The sequence below is a fragment of the Ruminococcus sp. 1001136sp1 genome (assembly GCF_039841815.1).
Classification (GTDB): Bacteria; Bacillota; Clostridia; order Lachnospirales; family Lachnospiraceae; genus Blautia_A; species Blautia_A faecis.
The window spans coordinates 47392-72558 of record NZ_JBDPGY010000017.1 but is presented as its reverse complement, the minus strand read 5'-3'; the positions used below and the strand labels follow the sequence as shown (position 1 = coordinate 72558).

The window sequence follows — 25167 nt, the reverse complement described above, 5'->3', positions numbered from 1 at the left end:
TTGCTTCGTTGTTATTGATTATTTCATTATATATATGGAAACAGGACTGCGTATTATTGATGAAATTATACTTGCTTTCTTGTTATGGGCTGATTTTCCCCACAAAAATGAGGGGAAAATCAGCCTTTTTTTTTCAAAAAACTCCCCACTGATAATTGAAGCTGGATAGAGTAGAATAATTCATGTAAAGAGGATTTGATCTCTGAGATATAGGATATGAGATCTCTGAACTCGATACAGTGCGATGGCTTGATGCTGTGTGGTAATAGTTGGAAACAAGGATGGCATGCCAATATATAAGTCGACTTCCAATACCATGCAAAACAAGCAATTTTGCATATGTCAATTATGCAATTTTTATAAAGCGTAATTGTGCGGATATGTCAGTTGAGAATGTACTTTGAATAAGAGATTATATAGTATCAATATTTCTGAGAAATTCTCAAATAAATCAAGAAAAGGAGAAAATGTTATGACCAAAGAAAATACGAGTGTTGAAGACTGGAAAAAGGCTAAGGAAAAAAGTGACAGGAAATGTAAGCGCTTTAAGAAAAAGTTTAAACGGATACAAAGAAAGCTAAAAAAATCAGACTATTTGTATAGCACTGATAAGAAAAAGCTGAAAAAGAAGCTGAAAAAATATCGTAAGGCGTATAAGAGCGAAAAGGAATATTCAGATTACTTGGCACGAAAACTGGAAGCTACTGAAGAACAGATTGAGATTGAAAAGGAAAGTATGTCTAATACTTTTATGTTGACATCTCAAATTCAAGAGCTAAGTTATCAAATTAATTATCAAAAAAATGCCTTGAATTTTTTGGTAAAAGAACTGGCTCCAGGTTTATTGGCTAAATATGGAAAAAATGCAGTTGTGGAGGTGTTGCCAGACAAGATTAATCATTCAGATGATATTGAAATTTTTTAAAAGAAAAGGGGCAGGTATTTTTACCTGCCCTGGAAAGGAGAAATATGAATTTAATTTTTGAAAAAAAGGATACTGGTCTATATTATGATGGAAGAATTGTATCACCTTTTATTCCAGTATTACGTGCAATAGATGCCAAAAAAGACGCTATTACAGGAAATATTAGTAAAACCTACCATATTTATATTGTATTGGAAGGGGGAAGGCAATTGCCAGAACACGAATTTAGCAGTGTAGAAAATATTCCTTATTTTCAAGTATGGTCTGAATGCTGCGATGCAGGATTAAGTCAAAAACAGAAAAGATTATTAAATTTGTATAATCAGATGCAAGCAGGGGAATGTGATATAAACCAAATTAACTATTATAGCAGACTGGGCTATTTTCCAACGGCTTACGTATTTTCACAAAATATGGTTATAAGTTTGGAGAGTTGCGGGAAAACATCAGAGACAAGTAGACGATTACCTTCATACGAAATAAGACAGCGAGATTGGGGAGAAGAACTGAAAATCTTAGGACATATTTTCAAAACTAAGAAAAATTTCTCAGAAGTGCTGTTTCTGTATGATATTTTGTCGATTGCAAAACCTCTGTTTTGTCAAGCTGGTTATAGTCCAAATTTTTTTCTTGCGATTTTCGGAAAATCGGGAATGGGAAAAACATTGTTATCGAAAGCAATGTTTGTACAACATGAACTTCAAGAAATGAATTTTAAAATGGGAAATAAAAATTCTGTAGAAAAAAATATGGAACAGTTTGCTGGACATACTGTCCTTATTGATGATTATCATCCAGAAGCACTCCGCTACGATAAAGAACGACAGGAAGGAATATTGGATTTAATTGCAAGAAAATCCGATGATGAAGATAGTGGAATGGCAGTTGTAACAGCTGAATTTAGAGGGGGATGTTTCTCAATACAGGACAGAATGTTTCAAATGGAATTAACGCAGGGAATAGATGACTTTGAAGCGATTCGATATATTGAGAAACATAAAGCTGATTACAATGGATTGCTGTACCATATTGCAGAAAAGATATATACATCAGTGGATAAGATAATCAATTTGATAAGAAAGATGTTTGCACTTTATTCATTGAATGAGCCAAAGGAAAGCTTTAGGGTTATATATGCCAGTAAAATACTCAAAATCTGTGTCAATATTATAAAGGTAATTGTTTTTGGGGAAGATGAATGGAATGAAATAAAAGATGTAACTGGAAATGCTGAACTGGACAAACATTTATGTGCATTGGTAGATCAATATAGAGACAAACAACTAGGATATATGAGGCGGCTTTTAGAATTTCAGGGAGATATAGATTGGTTAAAAATACTATATGATTTAATATATACTGACGAAATTTTTGTACAGTGTCCTGACGAGAAAAATGTTAGTGATCCCCGATATGAAGGATTAGCAGTATGGTCAAAAGAGGGGCGCATATATATTAGAAGTGCGACATTGAAGCTTGGGCTTGAGAAGTACTTTGGACAAAAAGTCAGCAAGGAAAAGCTAATAAAAGCACTGGAAGAAGAACATATCTTGTGTACGGATAAGTCTCCGAGCTCAATGAAAAAGGTAAATGGTCATTATTACTATGTGATAAATGAAGGTATGCTTAAAGAAGTTTGTAATCTTTGGAACAGGGAGAATTTTGATGATTTATGAAAAAAGCAATATATTAAACCGAAATACGGCACATGCGCCGTTGGCGTAATGTCCGTGGAAACTATGATATATCATTTTCATGGAGCTACATTAATTCAAGAACACTGGCTGTATTAGTCAAGGGAATCGTTGTAACCCAAATATGAAAACCCATTTTATATGGAAGTAAAAACAGAGAAAGGAGATTTTTGAAATGAGAAGAGCTGTACAAACAGGAGGACAAGAAATGAGCTATGAGTTTAGTGAACTGGCATTGCAGAATGATTGGGGAAACTATACCGTTGATGATTACCTTAGATCATTTGCAATTCGACCATATGGTGAAGATATTCCGTATAAGACAGAATCTATTCAAGACACTAAACAGGAGTCAGCACCAGGGAAATCTAATAGTCAAAAAACAGAGCAGGAAATATCTGGCTTGAACAATGGACAGAACTATGCTACACTGACTAAAGAACAGTTGATGGCGGTATGCATTGATAAGGATGCGATAATAGAGTCTTGTGTTAAGTCACTCAAGGCTCAGTGTCCTAAGATGCTTGGCAAGAAAGAAATTATGGATGTTTACCATTGTGAGAGTGATAAAGCACTTCGGATTTTGAAGCTGATGTTCCAGATGGGGTACGGAAACAAGATTGGAAAAGAGTATTATGTGTCCCAGAAAGCGCAGGAAGATTTCCTGAAAAACATGGTCGGCAAAGAGGTCTACATATAACATTTAGATGTGTTTGGGACTGGTGTAACTATCACGAATAATTATCACTTTTTGAATCTGGGGTTCACGACATCAGCAAAATCAAGGGCTCGGCGCATGACTTGTGTGAAGTCGTTAACTATAACAAATAATAAAATAATAGCTATTTTTTAGTTAATGTGTCCAAGCGAGAAGTAATTAAACGCCCCTAAACACAAGGATGATTGGTAAATATTACCAATTGAATTGTGGGTAGGGGCGTTTTATAATTTACCTACTATCACCTTTTGGTATCACTTTTGGAAGGAAAAATCACTGTCATTCAAATAAGCAGAAATAATGAAATTAGGTATCGTTATTACGAGGCCGATTTCATAAATGTCCATATAAGTTGTTAAATGCCTTTAAATGCTGATAGCTAGAGCATTTAGCGGATTTCCGACTTGGATAAAACTCTATATAAATTCATGTGATTTTTTGAAAAATGGCCCACTTTGTGGCCCACTAACTTTTGATCGAAGTCCTAATATGGTAAGAAGAAGCGCCTGTAGGAGCGCTTCTTTTTTTCTGCACAGGAAAGACCGCCTGTGGTGCGCTGCTGAATTTAAAAATGCCCGCACGGAGGCGGGCATGATAACAAGAAAATCCCTGGATTAGAAAATATAAAATTTTACTCGCCAAATCGTTATCAGATTCTTCATCATTTAGAAGATAATCCATATCTGGAAGTCCATTCTCGTTTCTCCTGCTATATAATATTTTGTAAATCATTTTGCATGGATGTTCGCTGATAATAAGTATTTATGATATCCTGTAAAGTAATTGTATTCATCTTTTCTTCAGTGTTTTTTTGAATTTCATTATAGAATCCCTGCAAGGACAACTGAATATTAATGCCAACGCCACAATCAGGGTTGGTATGAGTATCTAAATGAAGTAGCGGTTTCTCGCCCTCCACTGCTTTATAAATATCCAGCAACGTAATCTGGTCTGCTGGTTTTGAAAGAGAAGGACGGGCATGTCCGGCTACACTGGTCATAAGTTCGGCCTTTTTTAGTTTTAACATGAGCTGGCGTACAAAGCCGGGATTTGTATGGATACTTTCTGCAATTGAGGCACTGGAGAGTGAGTTTTCCTGGTTGATAGCAATCAGAACCATTACATGGACAGTATCGCTTAATTTCGTTGAGTATTTCATGATAAGAAACTCCTTGTAGTATGATATAATGATTTTGGTTTCACGTTTTTGAGGCGAAAATATTTCTGGTTTGTCAAAAACATCCCAAGTTCTCAACAGCTCTTTTTAATGTGTTGAGAAACTGTACATATTTTTTATTTTGATGATTGTAAATAATATAATTACAACTATAATGAAATTTAAAGGAAAAGTCAACATAGTAATAAAACTTACGGAGGATTGTATAATATGCTGATTGTGGACAAATTAAAAGGAAATTTATATACCAGAATCAAAAAACATATGACTAAAAAAATGTATCACCTTTATTATCGTGAAAACAGGGAAGCTTCACAGTCTAAAGAAGAATATGAAGCAAATTTATTAAGAGCATACCGACATTTAGACGCATGCAGATTCAAAAATAAGGGATGGCCATGTCCAACATGCCCAAGTTGCTGTTTTTGTGGAAAAGATTATGAAACTATGACTGAGGTAATGGATTTTGCCCGGGAATGGATGAAAGAGAATCCGGACAAAGCCAGATTTATGAAACCACCCAAATTCTTGCATAAACATTGATTATTATATGATGCGATAAAATGTTCGCAAAGGGGAAGTTATGGAATACAAAAATCAAACAGAAAATCGTGCATTTCAGGAAATGCTGCTGGCAGCAGTAAAACGGTTACAAAATCGTTCTGGAGAGGAGATTGCTGCAAAAAGTGGGGCTGTTTTTCATAGCAGCCGAAATGTGCTTGAAGTACTGAGTTTTTATGAAACGATTGAAATTCAACTCCCTGAGTTTCGTATTAACTCAAACATGGACGAATGGCATTATCTGACATTGCTGCATTATCTGGATATGGCCGATGGAACAGAAGGTTCACAGAAGCTCATTACTTTTGGTAACCTGAAAGATGGATTGATTCGAGGAACCAAGTTTGACCGGACCGCAGAGCAGAAACTGGAAAAGCTTTTGCAGGATAAAGATTCTGAGAAAATTCAGAAAGCATGTAAAAACCTGGGTGCAGAATTTACAGAGACAAAGGCGGATTTGTGTGCTGTTTTTCCAGTTCTGCCAAGATATCCGGTAACTTTAAAAATATGGTTTGCAGATGAAGAATTTCCTGTATCTGGCAAAATATTTCTTCAGGATCATGCCGATCATTATCTAAGTGTAGAAGATGCGGTAACAGTTGGAGAAATTTTGCTGCAAAAATTATCGGAAGCCTTTTCTTCTCTCTGATCATGAATCAGAAAACTTTCCAGCCCGGCTTTGATAAATTTGTCGATTACTGTCTGAATCTGTTTCCAGTCATTACAGTGATTGCGGAGCATCAGTCTGTTGATGGAAAGGCAGCCATTCATTTGAAAATAAAAAACCGATTCTGCCTGTTCAAAGGTCAGGAGGCTGTGTGACATAAGCCAGGTCACATAGCCTTCTTTTGTATTTTCTGCTATTTTTTCCAGAAGAATAGGGGCAATTGCATCATCCAGAAACAGTGCCCTGTATTGTGATTCCATCTGTATTTTCTGACAGAACGGATAGGAACAGCTTTTTTGATTTAGACAGAATAAATGATCTACCGTTGTTAACATATCCTGAGTCATATCATTAAAAATATCTGATAATACATCATGGATATCGTAGTAATGAAGATAAAAAGTGCCACGGTTGATTTCAGCATTTTTGCAGATCTCTGTAACTGTAATTTTCGTAAAACTTTTCTGCTTTAACAATTCTAAGAACGTATCTTTTATGGTTTGCCTGGTATAGCGGGTACGGCGATCTTGTTTTCTCGTTTTTTCTGACATTATATACTCCTGTATTAGTTAGTATCATATAATTTCTCAACAATTTTTCTGATGTGTTGAGTAACCATACAAATCTCACAGACTGATTATTGTAATTTATATAGTAACAACTATAATGAGGTTTAAAGAAAAAGTCAACAGATTGTTCAGAATTTTAGGAGGAAAAACATGGGACATGTAATTGCAGTATCAGGAAAAGGTGGCGTAGGAAAAACAACTCTTTGTGGATTGTTGATCCAGTATTTATGTGAAAGCGGAAAACGTCCGGTCCTGGCGGTGGATGCAGATGCAAATGCAAATTTGAACGAAGTGCTCGGTGTTGAGCCGGAGGTCACACTTGGGGAGCTGAGAGAGGAAATTGAGCGGGCAGGCGTAGATCCACGATATCAGATTCCATCTGGTATGACGAAACAGGCATATCTGGAAATGCGTCTTTCTGATGCGATTGCGGAAGAAGATGATTATGATCTGATGGTAATGGGGCGAACCCAGGGACAGGGCTGCTATTGCTTTGTAAATGGTCTTGTACAGACCCAGGTTCAGAAACTGCAAAGCCATTATCCATATATTGTGGTTGATAACGAAGCAGGTATGGAACATATCAGCAGAGGAATCCTGCCAATGATGGAAGTTGCCATTCTTGTAAGCGATTGTTCCAGAAGAGGTGTTCAGGCAGCCGGACGTATTGCGAAGCTGATGAAGGAGTTAAACTTTAAACCACAGAAAACTGGACTAATCGTGAATCGTGTTCCAGATGGAAAACTGGATGCCGGAACTCTGGAAGAAATCCGAAATCAGGGACTGGAACTGTTAGGCGTTGTACCACATGATGACCAGGTATATCAGTATGACTGTGATGGAAAGCCGATCATACGGCTTCCGAAAGATTCTCCTGTAAGAAATGCACTGGGAGAAATTGTAAAGAAGTTAGGATTGTGAGTTGGAGGATTGAGTAAACAGAAATATTATCTGATTTGATATAACCAATTGCAAAGAAAGGAAAATCTTCATGAGAAATCATTGGACAGAAATAGAAAAATATTTAGAAGACCAGAAGATAGCGCAGGAACTGATTGGAGAACTGAGAGATTTTCACATGCGTTATGAAGTAGAGAATCAGGTAAAGGAACGGGTAGAAAAACCGGATATCCTGTTTTATGGGAAAAAGATTCTGGAAATGTCAACAGCAGCGCTTCTTCAGGGAGATAATCTGTTACTTTCCGGTGCGAAAGCTACAGGAAAAAATGTACTATGTGAGACACTGGCATGGATATTCGGAAGACCGGAATACGACATTTCTTTTCATGTAAATACAGACAGTGCCGATCTGATTGGAACGGATACCTTTATAAATAATGAGGTTCGCCTTCGGAAAGGCCCTATCTATCAATGCGCGGAATTTGGAGGATTTGGAATCCTGGACGAAATCAATATGGCAAAAAATGATGCGGTTTCTGTACTGCATGCCACACTGGATCATCGGCGCAGAATCAATATTCCAGGATATAACAGGATTTTACTTCATCCGGCAACACGATTTATCGGTACGATGAATTATGGTTACGCAGGTACCAGAGAGCTAAATGAAGCATTGGTTTCAAGATTTATGGTAATTGATATGCCTGAAATGGATGAGGATAGTGTCCTTTTTGTATTAAGAGAACATTTTCCAGATGGGAAAAATAGTGCACTGAAAGCTTTTGCAGGACTGTTTCTGGATTTGCAGATCAAAGCTTATCATGGAGAAATCTCAACAAAATCTCTTGACCTGAGAGGATTGGTTTCTGCTGTAAAAGCCACAAGAAGCGGACTTTCTCCAATTGATGCAATCCAGATGGGAATCATAAATAAAAGTTTTGATGTATTTGAAAAAGAGATCGTAGAAGATGTGGTTTCTACCAGAATCCCATCTTCCTGGACCGGAAAAGACATATGGGGGTAAACTTGTATGGAGGATGTCAGATGGCCGGCGGAACAACTGGAAGAACATCGTCTGGAGATCAGTAATCGTATCAGAAATCTTTTTTGGACAGTCAGTGGTGATTATGATATAGAATTTGAACCGGACACAGAAAAATATGTTTATTCAAAACAAACGGTTCTATATGAGGCAGTGAAGCAGGGTGCCTTTGCACGATATTTTGATCAGAAGAAACTTGGCATGTATTTGATGAAAAAATTATATTTTTCTGCTGGAGAAGATATGCTTTTGCCTCTTGCTGGATTATGCATGGATGCTGCAGTGAATCGTTTTATCATTCGAGAACGTTTGGGAACAAAGGAAATCAGAGAACGGGCGTTCAGAGAATTGGAAAAGGCCGAGAAAGAACAGGTATCAGACAAAGCTGGAACAGACCTGATTCACAGGATTAGGCTTCTGTATATAAGGCATGTTCTGGAGAACACAAACGATGAGGGAACGGATCCACAGGCAGAGATTGCATTGTACAAAATTCTTTCTCTGAAGGATGCGGAAAATACGGAAGATGTCATAAACGTGATAGAGGAGATTTATAATCATGTTCTGGATCCCTCTTTTGAAAAAAGAAATGGAAATCTGGAGAAAATTCTGAATTTACCGGATATGGCATTGGCCAATGACGCGTGGCAGGAATGCATGACGGATGAACAGATGGAAGACATCATTCAAAAATATCTTTCTAATCTCAAAAAAAAGATGATGAGTCTGGATATCAGAAACAAAAAGAAAAAAAGATTTTATTTCTCTCCGGAAAATGAAGAAGTTCCGGAAAGCTCGGAGAATATAAATCCACAGGCAGTGCGACGGATACGGGAATATGTGGAACTGAATTACGGAAAATCGTATCTAAGTGAATCGGAGCAGGCCAGAGTCAACCGGAAATTTTGTACAGGAATCCACAAAAACTGTATCCTGTATCTTACAGATGGAATTTTACAGAACCCTGTGATAAAAAATAATCAATACCGTTTTTCTCAGCTGCAGTTTGAAAAAAATAAAGCCTATTATGGAAATAATCACTGGATCATCAAAAGAAATATTTCTGTGTTGGCAGAGTCACTGAAACGGGCGTTTATAATCCGAAAGGATGATTTTGTCAGCAGATCTGATGCAGGGCAGCTTGTTCCTGAGAGGTTATGGAAAATTGGAAGAACAGACGATGACAAGTTATTTAATAGAAAAAAGAGATCAGAAGATTCTGAGTTTGTAATAGACGTCCTGATTGATTCCAGTGGTTCCCAGGCTGGCAGACAGGCTCAGGTAGCGGCGCAGGGATATATTATCAGTGAAGCATTAAGCCAGGCAGGAATTCCTCATCGGGTGACAGGATACTGTGCTTTCTGGGGATATACAGTACTTCAGAGATTTCGGGATTATGAAGATCCAAGGGAAACAAATGAAAGAATCTTTCAATTTCGGGCATATGCCAATAACAGAGACGGGCTTGCACTGAAAACAGTCTCTTCCTCTCTCATGGAGCGACCGGAAAAAAATAAGATTTTAATCGTATTAAGTGATGGAAAACCCTGTGATATGAGCATACAACGACCAGGAACCCGCCAGCCCAGGATCTATGACGGAGAAGGAGCTGTGAAAGATACTGCATATGAGGTGCGTCGGGCCAGAAATCAGGGAATTTTCGTAATTGGTATTTTTGTAGGGAATGAAGAAGAGCTCTCTGTGGAAAAGAGAATCTATGGAAAAGACTTTGCCTATATTCGTAATATCAGCAATTTTTCCCGTATGGTAGGAACTTTTTTGCGAAGACAAATTGATATGGAATGAAAATGGAGGAATCACTATGGGTAAAATTGAATTTTCCAATTGCCAGGATGTAAGAAATCAGAAAAAGATACAGGAATTAGACTGTCCACGCTGTCATGAACCGGGAGGCATTGAAGCCTTTGTGAAAGACGGGATACTTGCAGAGGACGGAGTATGTGATAACTGCGGATATATTCTTCCAGAAGGAACAGAACTGGAGGAAGTGGAGTAAGACAGTTTGAAGCATAGCCATATGTAATACATATTATTTAGAAAAAAGAAAAGGAGTAAATATAGAGATGAAAATAGCAGTTTGCGGAAAAGGCGGATGTGGAAAAAGTACAGTAACCAGTCTTTTGGCTAAGGCTTTAGCCAGACGAGGAAAAGAAATTTTGGTAATTGATTCCGATGAATCTAATTATGGTCTGCACCGACAGCTAGGTATGAAGCTTCCCAGAGATTTTACAGACTATTTCGGTGGTAAGCAAAATGTTTTAAATGATATGATGTTATCAAAATTTACTCATCAGTTTTTTGAGGAAAACTGGACTATAGATGATATACCGGAAGATTATTATAGTCTGAAGGACGGTGTAAAACTGATGACCAGTGGAAAAATCCATCAAGCAAATGAAGGATGTTCTTGTGCTATGGGAACTGTTATGACTCAATTTATCCAAAATCTCTGGCTTGCAGAAGACCAATTTGCGCTAATGGATATGGAGGCTGGGATTGAACACTTTGGACGTGGAATTGATAACGGTGTAGATCTGATATTGATAATCATAGATCCATCTTATGAATCCCTGCAGCTTTCCAAAAAAATCGGGGAATTATCGGAAAGTATTCGAAAACCATTTTATTACGTTCTCAATAAAGTAACAAAAGAGAATCAGGAAATGATGTATGAAGCTGTATGGAATTCAAATCGAGTCGCTGTATCTCTTAGTGCGGATCCTGGCATTATGGGAGAGGGGCTGATGGGGAAAGAACTGTCAGAAAAACCAGATGCTATTGAAAACTTAACAGAATTCCTACTTTCTATTTAACAGAATAAGGAGATTTAGAATGTTACAGGATTACTATGAAAAACATAATCTGGAAATGAAACCATATGAATACTACCTTGCGGAGTTTCAGAATGTAAATCCAGAGGGTGTTACAAGTCGGCTGGATATACCATTTGATGATAATAGCAAGTCATTTATAATAAAGTTTATGCAGAACACATACACGATCAGTTATCCAGAGTTCGAAATTCATTGCATAGATAAATCAGATAAAGATGCGATTTTGTGTAATGATATTCATGCAAAAATCTTGATGTTACGATATTTTTCGGAGGGAGATTATATGAAAGCTACGGGGAATTTTTTGTCCTATCGTGATCTTCCTTGGGGAGAGGTTTATTATAGGCAGTTTTATGGGCGTTGTATTATGAGGCTCGCGAAAACATATGGAAATAGACAAGATGTTTTTGAAAGATTAATGGAAAAATTGGCAGGGATACGCCAAAAGTATGGAGATGTATCCTACGAATTTGAAGTTTTTCGTGAATTAAAATTATGTTTTATTTTATGGTCAGGTGATGAGGAATTTCCACCTTCTGCACAAATTCTTTTCTCTGATAATTTTCCAATGGCATTTGCAGCTGAGGATGTAGCGTATCTTGGAGATGTTATATTAGATTATATGAAACAAGAAGAAAAGGATACCTGAAAAAGACGAGGGAGTTAAAGGAGGAAAAAGAGAATGATCAGTGTTGAAATGGAAGATGTTTTGGCGGTATTACAATTATGCAAACCATATATTATCGGTATTATTGCTGCACTTGTAATTGGAATCGTAATTATGGTTGCATGCCGCAGGATGTCCAGGGACAAAAGATTTCTGATAAGAGGAGAAGCTGTGATCGCAATGGTTCTTGCTGTTGTTGTCTGCGTGAATATGATCTGTTTTGGACCAATGGCTACATTGATTGGACTTGCAACGGGAAATGGAACTTTAAGCGATGAAACAAATGAAGAAGCTGCGGAAGTGGCAGAAGAAATTATGGAAGACGGAATTGTTCTTCTGAAGAATGAAAGCTTGCTTCCTTTAAATGAAACAAAAAAACTGAATATTTTTGGCTGGGAATCTATTAATCCGGCTTACGGAGGAGCTGGTTCCGGTGGAATTAATGATCTGTATGATATTGTCAGTCTGAATCAGGGACTTGAAAATGCCGGATTTTCTATTAACCAGAAACTGGTTGATTTTTATAACAATTATGGTGCAGATGATCCGGAAATGTCTATCCAGAAACAGAGCTGGACATTACCGGAGCCACCTGTAGATACTTACAGTGATGAGCTTATTAAAAGTGCGAAAGAGTATTCTGATGTGGCAGTTGTGGTTCTTTCCAGAAAAGCAGGTGAAGGTCATAATGATATTCCTATGGATGTAAGAAAAGCAGCATATGATAATAATTCTGATGAATATGATGATTTTCCTGAGGGAGAGCATTATTTACAGCTTTCACAAACTGAGAGAGATATGGTGGATATGGTTTGCTCAAACTTTGATAATGTCATTGTAATTTATAATGGAGCAAATCAGTTTGAACTTGGTTTCGCAGATGAATATCCTCAGATTAAATCTGTTGTATGGTGCCCAGGAACGGGAAATGTGGGATTTAATGCACTTGGTAAAGTATTTTCAGGTGAAGTCAATCCTTCCGGAAAAACACCGGATACATTTATTTATGATATGACGACTGCTCCGTGGTGGAATAATGCAGAAAAAACAGAGTATACAAATCTGGCAGATATGGCTGTTGAAGGAATGAACGCAGGAACTGCGCAGGTGTATGCTCCGGCATTTACCAATTATGTGGAAGGCATTTATGTAGGATACAAGTACTATGAAACAGCTGCACAGGAAGGTGCGATTGATTACGACAAGACTGTACAGTATCCATTTGGATATGGTCTGAGTTACACAGAATTTGAACAGAAAATGGGTGAACTGGAGGAAAAAGACGGACAGATTTCTGTAGATGTAGAAGTAACCAACTCCGGAGATGTTGCCGGAAAAGATGTAGTAGAAGTGTATTATAAACCGCCATATACAAATGGAGGAATTGAGAAATCTTCTGCAAATCTGATCGAGTTTGCAAAAACAGATCTGCTTCAGCCGGGAGAATCTCAGACCGTTACAGTTACATTCAGTATAGAAGATATGGCCTCTTATGATGAGAATAATGCAAAAGCGTATGTTCTTGAAAAAGGCGATTATGTGATCTCTATCAACAGCGATTCACACACTGTGCTGGATCAGAAAACTTATACTGCAGATACTGATGTAGTATATGAGGAAGAAAATAAAAGAGTATCAGATGATACTGCAGCAACAAATGTATTTGAAGATGCAAAAGGCGATGTGACATATCTGTCACGTGCAGATCATTTTGCAAATTATAAAGAGGCTACAGCAGAACCGGCATCTGCAGAGCTGGGTGAGCCATATGTTTCTGAATATCATCTGAACAGCAATTTTGATAAGACTACATATCTCAATGATGAGGATGTAATGCCGACAACGGGAGCAGATAATGGACTTACATTAGCTGATATGCGTGATGCTGATTATGACGATCCTCGTTGGGAAAAACTTCTGGATCAGCTTACTGTTGATGAAATGGCAAATATGATTGCAATGGCAGGTTATCAGACAGCAGCCATGGATTCTGTGGGAAAAGTGGCTACACTTGATTTCGATGGACCAGCAGCAATTAATAACAACTTTACAGGAGTTGGTTCTATTGGATTCCCAATTGAAGTTGTGGTTGCATCCACATGGAATAAGGAACTTGCACAGGCCTGGGGTGAATGCATGGGCAAGATCAGTCAGGAAATGGGTGCAGAGGGCTGGTATGCACCAGGTATGAATACTCATAGAACTGCATTTGGAGCAAGAAACTATGAATATTTTTCAGAAGATGGAGTTCTTGCAGGAAATATGGGTGCAAATGCAGTAGAAGGTGCAAGAAAATATGGAGTTTATTCTTACATTAAGCATTTCGCACTGTATGAAGGAAATGCAAAGATGGTAAGTGTCTGGTCAAATGAGCAGGCAATCCGTGAAATCTATCTGAAACCATTTGAAATCTCTGTAAAACAGGGAGGCGCAAATGCGATTATGGTTTCCTGGAGTTTCCTTGGAGATAAATGGACTGGAGAATGCAGTAATCTTATGAACACAGTTCTCAGAGATGAATGGGGCTTCAGGGGAATGGCGCTTACAGACTTCTTCCGAAACAATGGTCATGGATTTATGAATGCAGATGCAGCTTTGGCGAATGGAGTAGATGCAATGCTGTCCACATTCAACGGAGAAGAGAACAATGTAGCCAATCCGGAACATCCAACATCTGTACTTCAGATGAGAAATGCCTGCAAAAATGTCATGTATACAGTTGTAAGCAGCTGGGCTTATGATGGAGAACACGAAGAAACAGGTATGGAAAACTGGAAAAAAGCAGGAATTGGTATCGACATTGTAATAGCACTTTTCATGGCAGGAATGGAAGTACTGGTAATTAGAGGATATAAGAAAAGAAAGAATGCTGAATAAGGATGAAAGTGGGATGGAAAACAATTATGAAACAGTAAAAATTGGTTGAAAAGATGACAATAGAAGAAAAGGCAGCGATCCTCAGTGGAAAAACTGTCTGGCAGACCAGAGAAATTGACAGGTTTTCCATCTCGTGTTGTGCTGCTGAAACAAAGGAAAATGGCCGTCTGATTATGGGTGCTGAGGATGTATGGAATGTTTCGCTGACAGCACCAGAGGCGAAGCTTTATCTGACACATATGGATAATGTTGCTCATGCATCAGTTACACGCTTTACGATGCGTGGCCAATTAACAGCGTACGGTGTTTCTAACTATGATATGCTGGAAGACGGGGAAACTGTTGTTTACTAAAAGACAGTCAGCTCTGTGGAGAAGAAATTTTTTTGTTTTCACAGTCCTGACAGATGCCATGAAGCATATCTCCGCTGCAATGCAGCCGGAAGCCATGATCTTTATACAAATGCTCTTTAAATTCATCCATAAAGTCACAGTCAAGATGCACAACCTTGCCACATCTGATGCATTTCAGATGTAGGTGTTCTGTGCATTTTTTTTCTTCTCCTGCAAACTGAAACACAGCTTTATCACTGTTCAGATCCGGATATTTGATTACAATATGCTCGGCGCAAAGCTTGTCAAGATATCGGTATACAGTTGTTGTATTTACCTTAATTCCTTCAGTTTTTAAATATTTTTCAATATCAGCCACACTGACAGTGACAGCCTTCTGGGACTTCAAATACTCCAGAATAATCTGTCTTGTTTTTGTAGTATAGGGTTTTCGCTCAGCCATTTTCTTTATTCCTTTCATATGTGCTTTTTTCTATTGTATCTTTTTATTTCGCCTAAGTCAATTATGCTCCAGAAATGCAAATAATTTGCAAATATTATTGACGGCCGGTATTCTATGCGTTATTTTAATAAACGCAAATGGTTTGCGCTTATTTTAAGCGGATGAGATAATATGCTTTTGAAATTTTATTTTCAGGCACATCAGGTTTGTGCAGAAAGGATTTTATTATGAGAAAAAAATTATTAACTAGAACAGCACTTGCAGCTACAATAGCACTTGGCATTGGTTCTTTTAATCTGGCATATGCAGCAGAAACTGAGGATACTTCTTCTGGAAAAAAACTAAATGTTATGGCAAGCTTTTATCCTATGTATGATTTTGCAACAAAGGTTGGAGGGGATAAGATTGAGGTTACCAATATGGTACCTGCCTTCTGATTTGACGCAGGATGCATGGATAAATGAAACAGGTACATATCACTATGACAAACATAAAGGGATGGAAATTACTGTCACTGATATAGAAGACGCAGAGCCGTCAGAAGAGGAATATGTTTATCCTGCTTATTAAACAGAGATAGCTTGATTCAAGAAAACTATTTATAAGGTATATATTTTGCTCCATCAGAATGTTTGAAACAGAGCTTTGGGGCCTTTTATCTATCATTTATTAACTCCGGAAATAGAAAATAATTTTGTGTAAATGCAAACTATTTGTATTATAGATGCTGGCGCGGGACAGAAAAAAATGCCGTTACTGTTCACTACGTTCACAGTAACGCGATTCGCGATGCACAGAAATCATGCTTTGCATGATTTCGCGCCGCAACTCTCGGGGTTTCTGTGAACTTTGTTCACAAAAAACACCTCGCGGAACGTTACCAGTGAACAGTATCAAAATGCCAACAATATTTGCAAATAATCTGCAATTTACATTGACCAACATCGAATAAAAGCGTACAATGCGATATTGGCAGAAATATTAATCTGGAAGGAGAAAATAAATTCAATGAAATTTTGTCTATCTCATAAAAAATATCTTTTAGCAGGCATTTATATTATCTGTGTTATATTTACCTGTTTTAATGCCAGATTCTATCACACTCCTCTGGCAAAAATATGTTCTGTATCAGAAATGGAAACCATGAGCAGAGAAGGAACCAGAGGTGCAGAAGAACACTATTATACTCAGAAAATTACAGCCCGGATATTGAACGGTGCATATAAAGGTAAAGAAATTACACTTTCTAACGAATACACTTCTTCACAGGTTCAGACGCAGAAATACCATAAAGGAGATACGGTACTTCTGAATGGGTCAAAAGACAGACCTGGAAAAACTATACGTTCTGTAAAACGTGACATCTATCTGGTCGTACTGGTGGGTGGTCTGATTATTCTTCTGATCTATATTACGAGAAAACAGGGGGGTTATACGATCGTATCAGTGATACTGAATACATTGATTTTTGCGTACGGATTTCAACTTTTGGGAGATGGAAAGAATATTCTGAGAATATGTAATGTAATTGCACTTCTTTTTTCGTTGACTACATTGATCTGTCTGAATGGAATTCACAGGAAAACATGGGCTGCTGTTCTTTCGACTTTATGTGTTCTTTTCCTGATTATGATGCTGTTTGATTTTTCTATTCACAGGTATGGAGATTTAGATTATTCTAATCTGGAATACCTTGGAAGCATGAGTAATTCAGCCGACATATTCTGGACAGATATTATGCTGACAGGGCTTGGAGCGATTATGGATGTAACAGTCACTATAAGTGCAGCAACTGGTGAAATTGTTCGCAAAAATCCATCAGTTTCTATAAGAAAGCTGATACATTCGGGAAGGGAAATCGGATATGATATTATGGGAACCATGATAAATGTACTGCTATTTGTTCTTGTAAGTGGCATGATTCCAATGTTTATTCTTAAAATGAATAATGAGATCAGATTTATAACGCTTGTCAGATATCACATTCCATATGATATCTGTCGCTTTCTGATAGAAAGTATTGGAATAGTGTTGGCAATACCAGTATCTGTTTTAATTGCTTCGATTATTATGAAAATACCATCACTGAAAAGGAGTGGAAAATAATGATTCTTTTTCTTACATTAGTGCTGCTTTTTTTGATGATTACAATTGGAGGAGAACGTGGAGCTGTTTCAATCATGGCACTGGCAGGTAATATTATTATTCTGTTTTTTTCGGTTATATTGATGTCAGCTGGTTTTCCCGCACTGCTTCTGATACTGGCGGCAGGAGCAGGTGTCTGTTATAATTCTCTGTTTTATCAGAATGGAAATAATGTCAAAACGCGAGCTGCCTTTCTGGCTACACTGTTTGTAATGCTGATTCTGTTTATTCCGATTTTTGCTATTACGTGGAGAACAGGAAGCTATGGCTTAAATGAACTTCAGATTTCAGAAGAGGATTTTATGTACTATTACAACACAGATATCAGTATTAATATGCTTCATGTGGCTGTTTTTGTAAGTGTTTTCAGCACTCTGGGAGCTGTCATTGATACTGCACTGTCTGTGACGTCATCTGTGTATGAAGTCTGGACTCATAAAAACAGTCTGGTAGAGAAAGAACTTACTTCAACAGGGTATCAGGTGGGAAAAGAAATTATAGGCACAACAGTAAACACGTTGCTTTTTGCATATCTTGGAGGGAGTATTTTATTGTTTTCCTATGTGCAGACACAAAAATATAGTCTGGAAATCATTCTCAATTCCAGATTCCTCTTTCAGGATGTTGCGATTATGCTATTTGGTGCTATTGCCTGTCTTGTTGCAGTTCCAGTATCAATTAAATGCATTATCTGGCAGATCAGATATATTAATCCAGATAAAAAGCAATTAAACGCTTAAATTACATGGTAATCAGAAGATGGGAATTTCATATATAGTGATGTCACTGATAAGAGAGATGCCGGTTGTGTGTAAGATTCTTGCATAATGGTATCTACTTATCGTCAGTAAGCTGAATAGAAATAAAAATTACCATATATTTCGTCAGATTATACAGAAAAATGGAAATTTTGAACCGCAAAAAATTACAATTTGAAATTAATCAAATATTGTAATCAGCCTATGATTATGGCATAATGATTAAGGATATGTAAAAATTGAGAAAAATCCACGTTAACAAAAGAAAATACTTTGAAAAGAAAGGTCGCCTCTGCAGAATTGGCAGAGGGAAACGACAACAGAGGATTAGAACATGGCAATTTTTTCAATGGTTTTATCTTTGCTGTGCGGAGTATCATTTTTCCTTTTTGGAATGTCGCTGATGGGAGACGGACTGAAATCCGTTGCTGGTAATAAGCTGGAAGCATTCCTTTACAAAATGACCAATACCCCGCTGAAGGGAGTAGCACTTGGAACAGGTGTTACCAGTGTAATCCAGTCATCATCCGCCACCACCGTTATGGTAATCGGTTTTGTAAACTCCGGTATGATGAAGCTGAAACAGGCAATTGGTATTATCATGGGTGCAAATATCGGAACCAGTATTACAGGATGGATTCTGTGTCTGTCTTATATCCAGGGCTCCGGTGGAATTGCAAGTATTCTTTCTACAGCCACTATTTCAGCAGTAGTTGCTGTAATCGGTATCATGCTTCGTATGGTCTGTAAGAGATCTGTATACCGAAATATTGGAAACATTATGCTGGGCTTTGCTATTCTGATGAATGGTATGCAGATGATGAGTGGAGCAGTTTCTCCTCTTCGTGAAAGTCCTGTATTTATTGATATGCTGACAATGTTTTCCAACCCAATTGCAGGTATTCTGGTAGGTATTGCATTTACCGCAGTGCTTCAGAGTGCATCTGCAACAGTTGGTGTGCTGCAGGCTCTTTCCGTAACCGGAATCCTCACCTTTGCAAGTGCATTTCCAATTGTTCTTGGTATCGGTGTTGGTGCTGCATGTCCGGTACTGATCTCTGCAGTTGGAGCGAATAAGAACGGTAAGAGAACAGCTCTTGTATATTTGCTGAATGACTTATTCGGTCTGATCCTGTGGTCCATTGTATTCTATACCTTGAATGCGTTCATTCATTTTGGATTTTTGGATATGATCATGACTCCGGTATCCATCGCATTTTTGAACACCATTTTCCGTGTGGCTACCGTTGTGGTGCTTTTCCCGTTTATTTCCAAGCTGGAGAAACTGGTTTGCTATCTGGTTAAGGACAGCGCAGAGGAGCTGGAGGACGAGGCAGACTTCGATCTTCTGGAAGAGCGTCTGTTAAATTATCCTGCACTTGCAATCGGACAGTGTCATCGTGCTATGAATGGTATGGCCAAGAAGCTTCGTAAGAATGTAAACAGAGCTATGAACCTTCTGAATGATTATCAGCAGGATAAATATGACAAGGTACAGCGTAAGGAAGACCTGATCGACAAATATGAGAGCCGTCTTGGAGAGTATCTGATCCAGCTCACCAAACGTGAGATGAACACCGCCCAGACGCGCCAGACCTCCCTTTATCTGCACACTATCAATGACTTTGAGAGAATTGGCGATCACGCTTCCTACATCGCACATATGTCCAACGAAATGCATGACAACCACACGAATTTCTCTCAGACAGCATGGGATGAGCTGAATGTAGTCATGGATGCAGTCCGTGAGGAAATCAATGTGACCTGCAATGCATTTATGAACGATGACAGAGAAGCCGCACAGCGTGTTGCACCACTTGGCGTGGTAATCACCAGACTTTGTGATGAACTGAAGATGCGCCATGCAGAGCGCCTCAGCCAGGGCAAATGCGGACTGGAAGAGGGAACTGTGTTCAGCGATATTCTGAACAGCTTTGGACGTATTGCTTCCCACTGTGCAAGTGCCATGACAGCACTTATGAAAAGTGGGGAAGAGACAACCGATATCCACATTCACAACTCCAGGATTTATCCTACAGACAGTCTGGAATATTACACTTATTTTAAGGAATACAGACAGAAGTATGATATTGGCACAGAAGTGGAGCATAAGCTGAGTATGGAGCCGGAAGAGGTTGAATAAATAATTTTTAAGATAAAAACACCGTCAGATGAAAATTCGCAGATAAAATGCGAAAGTCACCTGGCGGTGTTTTTTATGCAGCAGGGTTCTTTATGGAAAAATTAATACCCTGGATTAACTAAAAAACAATATAAGAAAGAACAAAATGCTCTAAAAATAATTCCAGACTCTCTCCACTCAGCCGAAACAAAGAATTAGGCATCCGTGCAAAAAAATAAAAATGTAAGTATTTTTATTCTTTTTCAAAAAAACGTGTTTATCAGAGCTGAGACACGTATAGTTTATGTATGGTTTATACTGTGGGAGTCTGAAGCACCAGTTATTTCGATGGAGTGTGAACAGGATGTGATGCGGCTGCCTCTTTTTGGGCTGTTTTCGCATCCTCAATGATATCAGGGTTATTGGGTACGTATTCTACTATATCATCCAGATCACAGTTAAGAACAGTGCATATTCGGTCTAATGAAAAGATTTCTACATTTTCATTGTCCCGAAGTCTGCGCAATAACCTTTTTTCGATTCCACACTCATTAATGAGATAGTACTGTGAAATATGGCGTTTTTTCAATGTCTCCCAGAATCTGTCGTATTTTATCATCACTCAAATTCCTGTCCATTTTGTTCTTGCCATATCTCTATTATGGGTTTAAAATGAAAAACATAACAGGGTGATTATAGTCACCCTATCTGGGAGGACTAAGATATGCGAAAAGGATTAAAAATAGCAGGTTCCACTGTATTTGCAGCTGCATTGTCTTCGTGTCTGTTTTACTGTATGGTAGCAGGGGCGAAATCTGGCGCTGTGGTATATGTGGTCATGGCTGCACTGTTGTCTGTTATTATTTCGGTAACTCTGTGTGCAGGGTTTCATTATATCCGCCATCTTCAGAAGCTTTTGAAGGAGCTCAGTGAGAAGTAGTTTTTATATAAGAAGTAGTAAACAGTGGAAGTACGATTTAGATCGTGTTGTTGTATAAGGGAAACAATAATTCAGAAAGAGCTGGCGACAATAGGTATCAGGAATAATAGAACAGCTGTGATGGATGGAAAATCTGTCAGAGCTGTTCTTTTTGTGCCATAATAAAAAAGGACATAATAAAAAAGGCGCTGGCATTTAAGCCAGCACCCTTTAAAGCAACAGAGCTGTATAAGCGGATTATTTCTCCACCAGAAGTGATTTACCAGTCATCTCAGCTGGCTGCTCCATGCCCATAAGCTGGATCAGAGTCGGGATGATGTCTGCCAGGCAGCCGTTCTCACGAAGAGTATATTTCGGGTCTGCATTAACCAGAATGAACGGTACCGGATTGGTGGTATGAGCAGTATATGGCTCGCCTGTCTCATAGTCTACAAGCTGCTCTGCGTTACCGTGGTCAGCACAGATGAACATCTGTCCGTCAACCTCCTTCAGAGCCTCTACAGCCTTTCCTACGCACTCATCAACAGCTTCAACAGCTTTGATAGCAGCAGCTTCAACACCTGTATGACCAACCATATCCGGGTTGGCGAAGTTGATGATGATCACATCATATTTCTCGGATTTGATTGCTGCAACAAGCTTCTCGCATACTTCCGGAGCGCTCATCTCTGGCTGCAGGTCATAAGTCGGAACCTTCGGGGACTTCACAAGGATTCTGTCCTCGCCCTTGTTTGGCTCCTCAACGCCACCGTTGAAGAAGAAGGTTACGTGAGCATATTTCTCAGTCTCGGCGATACGTGCCTGAGTCATGTTGTGAGCTGCCAAGTACTCGCCGAATGTGTTGTGAAGCTGAACCTTGTGGAATGCAACCAGCTTATTTCCGATGGTGTCATCGTAATCTGTGAAGCATACATATGTGAGGGCAAGGCGTTTCTCTCTTGCGAAACCTGTAAATTCGTCATCGCAGAATGCTCTTGTGATCTCACGTGCACGGTCAGGACGGAAGTTGAAAAATACAACAGAATCTTTATCAGAAACAACGGCAACTGGTTTGCCATCTTTCTCAATGACTGTTGGAAGAACGAATTCGTCTGTCTTGCCGTCGTCATAGGATGCCTGTACAGCCTCAGCTGCGTCGGTTCCCTTAACACCCTCGCCCTTGGTAAGTGCGTTGTAAGCAAGCTCAACACGATCCCAGCGGTTGTCACGGTCCATTGCGTAATAACGTCCGGAAACAACACCAATCTCACCTACGCCAAGCTCATCCATCTTCGCCTGGAGCTGCTGGATATATCCTTTTCCGGAAGCCGGAGGGGTGTCACGGCCGTCCAGGAAGCAGTGTACATAAACTTTATTAAGTCCCTCTTTCTTAGCCATTTCAAGAAGACCAAAAAGGTGAGTAATGTGGCTGTGAACACCACCATCAGAAAGAAGACCCATGAAGTGGATCGCGGAATCATTTTCTTTGGCATTCTTCATAGCTGCAAGAAGTGCTTCATTTTTGAAGAAGTCTCCGTCCTGAATCTCTTTGGTGATTCTGGTAAGCTCCTGGTATACGATACGGCCTGCACCCATATTCATATGACCAACCTCGGAGTTACCCATCTGACCGTCCGGAAGACCTACAGCCAGTCCGCTTGCATTACCTTTTACAAAAGGATATTCAGCCATCAGCTTGTCCATGACAGGTGTGTTCGCTTCGTATACAGCGTTTGCGTCATGTCTTTCATTCAGGCCATATCCGTCAAGAATCATTAAAACCGTTGGTTTTTTGCTCATAATGTGCTCCTTTATATGATAAAATTTCCCTTTTGTTGTTCCTTATATATAGTATCAAAAATCTGGGATTTTTCAATCACAATTTTTTTTATTTCTGGAAACTATTTTTAGCAGTATTTACTATGGGAGTTCTGATGAGGAAGAATTCTGCCTTGGCAGGCTTTTTATATAACAGCTTATTACATAAAAAAGGCACGAACGAATCGTGCCTTTGACTGTATGCTTAAGATAAACATATGTACAATATAAATTTGATTTTTCTAATTACTTCCTATAAACTCGGATAGTCTTTGAAATACGCTTTACCGAAGACTTATTGGAAAGCTCCTGTACCGCTGTCTTAAAGTCACCCTCACGAACCTTGGAAGTGATCACAACAACCTCTGCAAGATGGTCGTCCTGATTCTGGCTGTCTTTCTGGATGATCTGGGCAATGCTTACGTGAGATTTGGCGAAAACCTCTGTCATTTCAGCAAGTACACCGCAGCGGTCTTCTACATGAAGGCGAAGGAAGTAACGGTTGTAGGTATCTTCCATTTTTTTCACAGGAAGCTGTTTATAGCAGGTACATCCGATACGGCCGCAGCAGCCTGCTTCCATATTGCGCACAATATCAAAAATATCTCCAACTACGGCGCTTGCAGTAGGAAACTCACCTGCACCCCGTCCGAAGAACATGGCATCCTCTACAGCATCTCCATGAACAAAGACTGCATTATAGGAATCATTAACGGTTGCAAGAGGATGATCATTTGGAATCAGCATCGGGCAGACGTAAGCTTCTACACCGGACTCAGTATTGCGGGCAACACCAAGAAGCTTGATGGCACAGCCCATCTCTTTTGCATAGCGGATGTCCTTGGCGGAAATTTTTGTGATTCCCTCGATATAAACATCATCAAATACCACTCTGGAATTAAAAGCAACGCTGGCGAGAATAGCCACCTTGCGTCCTGCATCAAGTCCATCAATATCCGCAGTAGGATCCGCTTCTGCATAGCCAAGCTCTGTGGCAAGTGCCAGTGCATCTTTAAATTCCATATTCTCCTGGGACATTTTTGTGAGGATGAAGTTGGTAGTACCGTTTACAATACCCATAACCTCGCTCATGTGGTTGCCTGCCAGGCACTGCTTCAAAGGACGGATAATAGGGATTCCGCCTGCTACAGCTGCTTCAAAGAGAAAATCCACATGGGAAGCTCTGGCTGTGTCCATAAGTTCTTTTCCGTGGACGGCAATCAGATCTTTGTTTGCTGTTACTACGTGCTTGCCTGCGTGAAGAGCATCCAGAATATAGGTTCTGGCAGGTTCGATTCCGCCGATCAGTTCGATTATAATGTCAATGGAAGGATCTGCTTTAATATCCTCCCAGCTATTGGTAAGGACAGCCGGATCATCTACCTTGCCAGCTGCCTTTTCCAGGTTGCGGACAAGTATTTTGCGTATTTTAACCTTGCAGCCGATCTTGGCTGTCATTTCTTCTTCCTGGTTCTTCAGAACCTTGTAAACACCGGTTCCAACTGTTCCAAGCCCAAGCAGGGCTGCGTTTATAACTTTTTCTCCCATGGGGAACTCCCTTCTTAAAAATAGTAGTGCTGCCGTTTGCTCGTGGTTCCCGTTCATAGTCTGGCAGCAGATATAAACGTAAGCGCGAAAAAGACAGATGTCTTTCACACGTTAACATTTCGTTATGTGGTTCTTATAGTATGGCAGAAAATGGTTTTTGTCAAGCGCTTAAATAATGTAATTGTTCAGTACCTTCACAGTGTGTTACTGTTCTCTCCGTGACCAGTAACACGCTTTGCATAATTTCGCGTTGCAATTTTCGGGCTTTCTGTGAACTTTGTTCACAAAAAAACGTGCGAAACAGTACCTGCGGAATAGTTGCAAAATAATAAAAATAGGGGCTTGAAAGTAGAAAAAATATCGCCTATAATCCTCCTAAAACGATATTTTTTCTTGTGGAGGAAAACAGA

23 protein-coding genes and 1 pseudogene are annotated in these 25167 nt (G+C 39.1%); 18 read left to right on the top strand and 6 right to left on the bottom strand.

The window, feature by feature from the left end; translation table 11 throughout:
- The first annotated feature begins 472 nt into the window (after positions 1-472).
- The 3 genes from ABHC48_RS15380 (at position 473) to ABHC48_RS15370 (ending at position 3319) form a co-directional block, all read left to right on the top strand.
- Positions 473-925, top strand: coding sequence for a hypothetical protein (locus ABHC48_RS15380; protein WP_195700130.1), 453 nt, complete (start codon positions 473-475; stop codon positions 923-925).
- A 44-nt stretch (positions 926-969) separates the two neighbouring features.
- Complete coding sequence (locus ABHC48_RS15375; protein WP_195700129.1) at positions 970-2601, top strand: hypothetical protein; 1632 nt, start codon at positions 970-972, stop codon at positions 2599-2601.
- Between the two features lie 226 nt (positions 2602-2827).
- Positions 2828-3319, top strand: coding sequence for a hypothetical protein (locus ABHC48_RS15370; RefSeq protein ID WP_195700128.1), 492 nt, complete (start codon positions 2828-2830; stop codon positions 3317-3319).
- A 727-nt stretch (positions 3320-4046) separates the two neighbouring features.
- On the opposite strand, the gene ABHC48_RS15365 is transcribed toward ABHC48_RS15370, so the two are convergent.
- Positions 4047-4496, bottom strand: coding sequence for an Rrf2 family transcriptional regulator (locus ABHC48_RS15365; RefSeq protein WP_148462504.1), 450 nt, complete (start codon positions 4494-4496; stop codon positions 4047-4049).
- Between the two features lie 228 nt (positions 4497-4724).
- Here ABHC48_RS15365 and ABHC48_RS15360 point away from each other — a divergent pair, with 228 nt between their 5' ends.
- On the top strand, positions 4725-5057 hold the full coding sequence (locus ABHC48_RS15360; RefSeq protein ID WP_015542172.1) for a hypothetical protein: 333 nt from the start codon (positions 4725-4727) through the stop codon (positions 5055-5057).
- 40 nt (positions 5058-5097) lie between these two features.
- Positions 5098-5724 carry a DUF3786 domain-containing protein gene (locus tag ABHC48_RS15355; RefSeq protein WP_195700127.1) on the top strand — a complete coding sequence of 209 codons (627 nt, stop codon included), beginning with the start codon at positions 5098-5100 and terminating at the stop codon, positions 5722-5724.
- Here ABHC48_RS15355 and ABHC48_RS15350 read toward each other — a convergent pair.
- Complete coding sequence (locus tag ABHC48_RS15350; protein ID WP_015542174.1) at positions 5646-6293, bottom strand: TetR/AcrR family transcriptional regulator; 648 nt, start codon at positions 6291-6293, stop codon at positions 5646-5648. The two genes, ABHC48_RS15355 and ABHC48_RS15350, sit on opposite strands and share 79 nt — an antisense overlap.
- 168 nt (positions 6294-6461) lie before the next feature.
- On the opposite strand from ABHC48_RS15350, the gene ABHC48_RS15345 reads away from it, so the two are divergent.
- The 8 genes from ABHC48_RS15345 (at position 6462) to ABHC48_RS15310 (ending at position 15005) form a co-directional block, all read left to right on the top strand.
- A complete protein-coding gene (locus ABHC48_RS15345; RefSeq protein WP_195700126.1) occupies positions 6462-7232 on the top strand; it encodes an AAA family ATPase in 771 nt (256 codons plus the stop codon).
- Between the two features lie 70 nt (positions 7233-7302).
- Complete coding sequence (locus ABHC48_RS15340; RefSeq protein WP_195700125.1) at positions 7303-8235, top strand: MoxR family ATPase; 933 nt, start codon at positions 7303-7305, stop codon at positions 8233-8235.
- Between the two features lie 6 nt (positions 8236-8241).
- Positions 8242-10059, top strand: a complete 1818-nt coding sequence (locus ABHC48_RS15335; protein WP_187565779.1) for a nitric oxide reductase activation protein — start codon at positions 8242-8244, stop codon at positions 10057-10059.
- Positions 10060-10075: 16 nt separating this feature from the next.
- Positions 10076-10270 carry a hypothetical protein gene (locus tag ABHC48_RS15330; protein ID WP_015524507.1) on the top strand — a complete coding sequence of 65 codons (195 nt, stop codon included), beginning with the start codon at positions 10076-10078 and terminating at the stop codon, positions 10268-10270.
- Positions 10271-10337: 67 nt separating this feature from the next.
- The gene (locus ABHC48_RS15325; RefSeq protein WP_195700124.1) at positions 10338-11087 is read left to right on the top strand and encodes a P-loop NTPase; all 750 of its coding nucleotides are present in this window, start codon (positions 10338-10340) and stop codon (positions 11085-11087) included.
- A gap of 19 nt (positions 11088-11106) precedes the next feature.
- A complete protein-coding gene (locus ABHC48_RS15320) occupies positions 11107-11757 on the top strand; it encodes a DUF3786 domain-containing protein (protein WP_118580925.1) in 651 nt (216 codons plus the stop codon).
- 33 nt (positions 11758-11790) lie between these two features.
- Positions 11791-14652 (top strand): glycoside hydrolase family 3 C-terminal domain-containing protein, encoded by a 2862-nt coding sequence (locus tag ABHC48_RS15315; protein WP_347505782.1) that lies wholly within the window; start codon positions 11791-11793, stop codon positions 14650-14652.
- Between the two features lie 53 nt (positions 14653-14705).
- Positions 14706-15005, top strand: a complete 300-nt coding sequence (locus ABHC48_RS15310) for a hypothetical protein (protein WP_173773250.1) — start codon at positions 14706-14708, stop codon at positions 15003-15005.
- 7 nt (positions 15006-15012) lie between these two features.
- Here ABHC48_RS15310 and ABHC48_RS15305 read toward each other — a convergent pair whose 3' ends face one another.
- Positions 15013-15447: a transcriptional repressor gene (locus ABHC48_RS15305; RefSeq protein ID WP_118580919.1), complete on the bottom strand. Its 435-nt coding sequence runs from the start codon at positions 15445-15447 to the stop codon at positions 15013-15015.
- 227 nt (positions 15448-15674) lie between these two features.
- Between ABHC48_RS15305 and ABHC48_RS15300 the strand changes: the two are divergent.
- The 4 genes and pseudogenes from ABHC48_RS15300 to ABHC48_RS15285 form a co-directional block, all read left to right on the top strand.
- Positions 15675-15875, top strand: a pseudogene (locus ABHC48_RS15300) (ABC transporter substrate-binding protein); the annotation flags it as partial.
- 580 nt (positions 15876-16455) lie between these two features.
- Positions 16456-17553 carry a YibE/F family protein gene (locus ABHC48_RS15295; protein ID WP_148462497.1) on the top strand — a complete coding sequence of 366 codons (1098 nt, stop codon included), beginning with the start codon at positions 16456-16458 and terminating at the stop codon, positions 17551-17553.
- A complete protein-coding gene (locus tag ABHC48_RS15290; RefSeq protein ID WP_173715631.1) occupies positions 17553-18332 on the top strand; it encodes a YibE/F family protein in 780 nt (259 codons plus the stop codon). Before ABHC48_RS15295 ends, ABHC48_RS15290 begins: the two co-directional genes overlap by 1 nt.
- Positions 18333-18684: 352 nt before the next feature.
- On the top strand, positions 18685-20493 hold the full coding sequence (locus tag ABHC48_RS15285) for a Na/Pi cotransporter family protein (protein ID WP_118580913.1): 1809 nt from the start codon (positions 18685-18687) through the stop codon (positions 20491-20493).
- Positions 20494-20812: 319 nt separating this feature from the next.
- On the opposite strand, the gene ABHC48_RS15280 is transcribed toward ABHC48_RS15285, so the two are convergent.
- Positions 20813-21091, bottom strand: a complete 279-nt coding sequence (locus ABHC48_RS15280) for a helix-turn-helix transcriptional regulator (RefSeq protein ID WP_118580910.1) — start codon at positions 21089-21091, stop codon at positions 20813-20815.
- Positions 21092-21196: 105 nt separating this feature from the next.
- Between ABHC48_RS15280 and ABHC48_RS15275 the strand changes: the two genes are divergently transcribed.
- Positions 21197-21412 (top strand): hypothetical protein, encoded by a 216-nt coding sequence (locus ABHC48_RS15275; RefSeq protein ID WP_118580907.1) that lies wholly within the window; start codon positions 21197-21199, stop codon positions 21410-21412.
- 237 nt (positions 21413-21649) lie between these two features.
- Here ABHC48_RS15275 and gpmI read toward each other — a convergent pair whose 3' ends face one another.
- Both gpmI and ABHC48_RS15265 read right to left on the bottom strand, forming a co-directional pair.
- Entirely contained in the window at positions 21650-23191 is a 1542-nt protein-coding gene (gene gpmI, locus ABHC48_RS15270; RefSeq protein WP_195700122.1) for a 2,3-bisphosphoglycerate-independent phosphoglycerate mutase, read from the bottom strand.
- A gap of 264 nt (positions 23192-23455) precedes the next feature.
- Positions 23456-24757, bottom strand: coding sequence for a homoserine dehydrogenase (locus ABHC48_RS15265; protein ID WP_195700121.1), 1302 nt, complete (start codon positions 24755-24757; stop codon positions 23456-23458).
- Positions 24758-25167 lie beyond the last annotated feature (410 nt).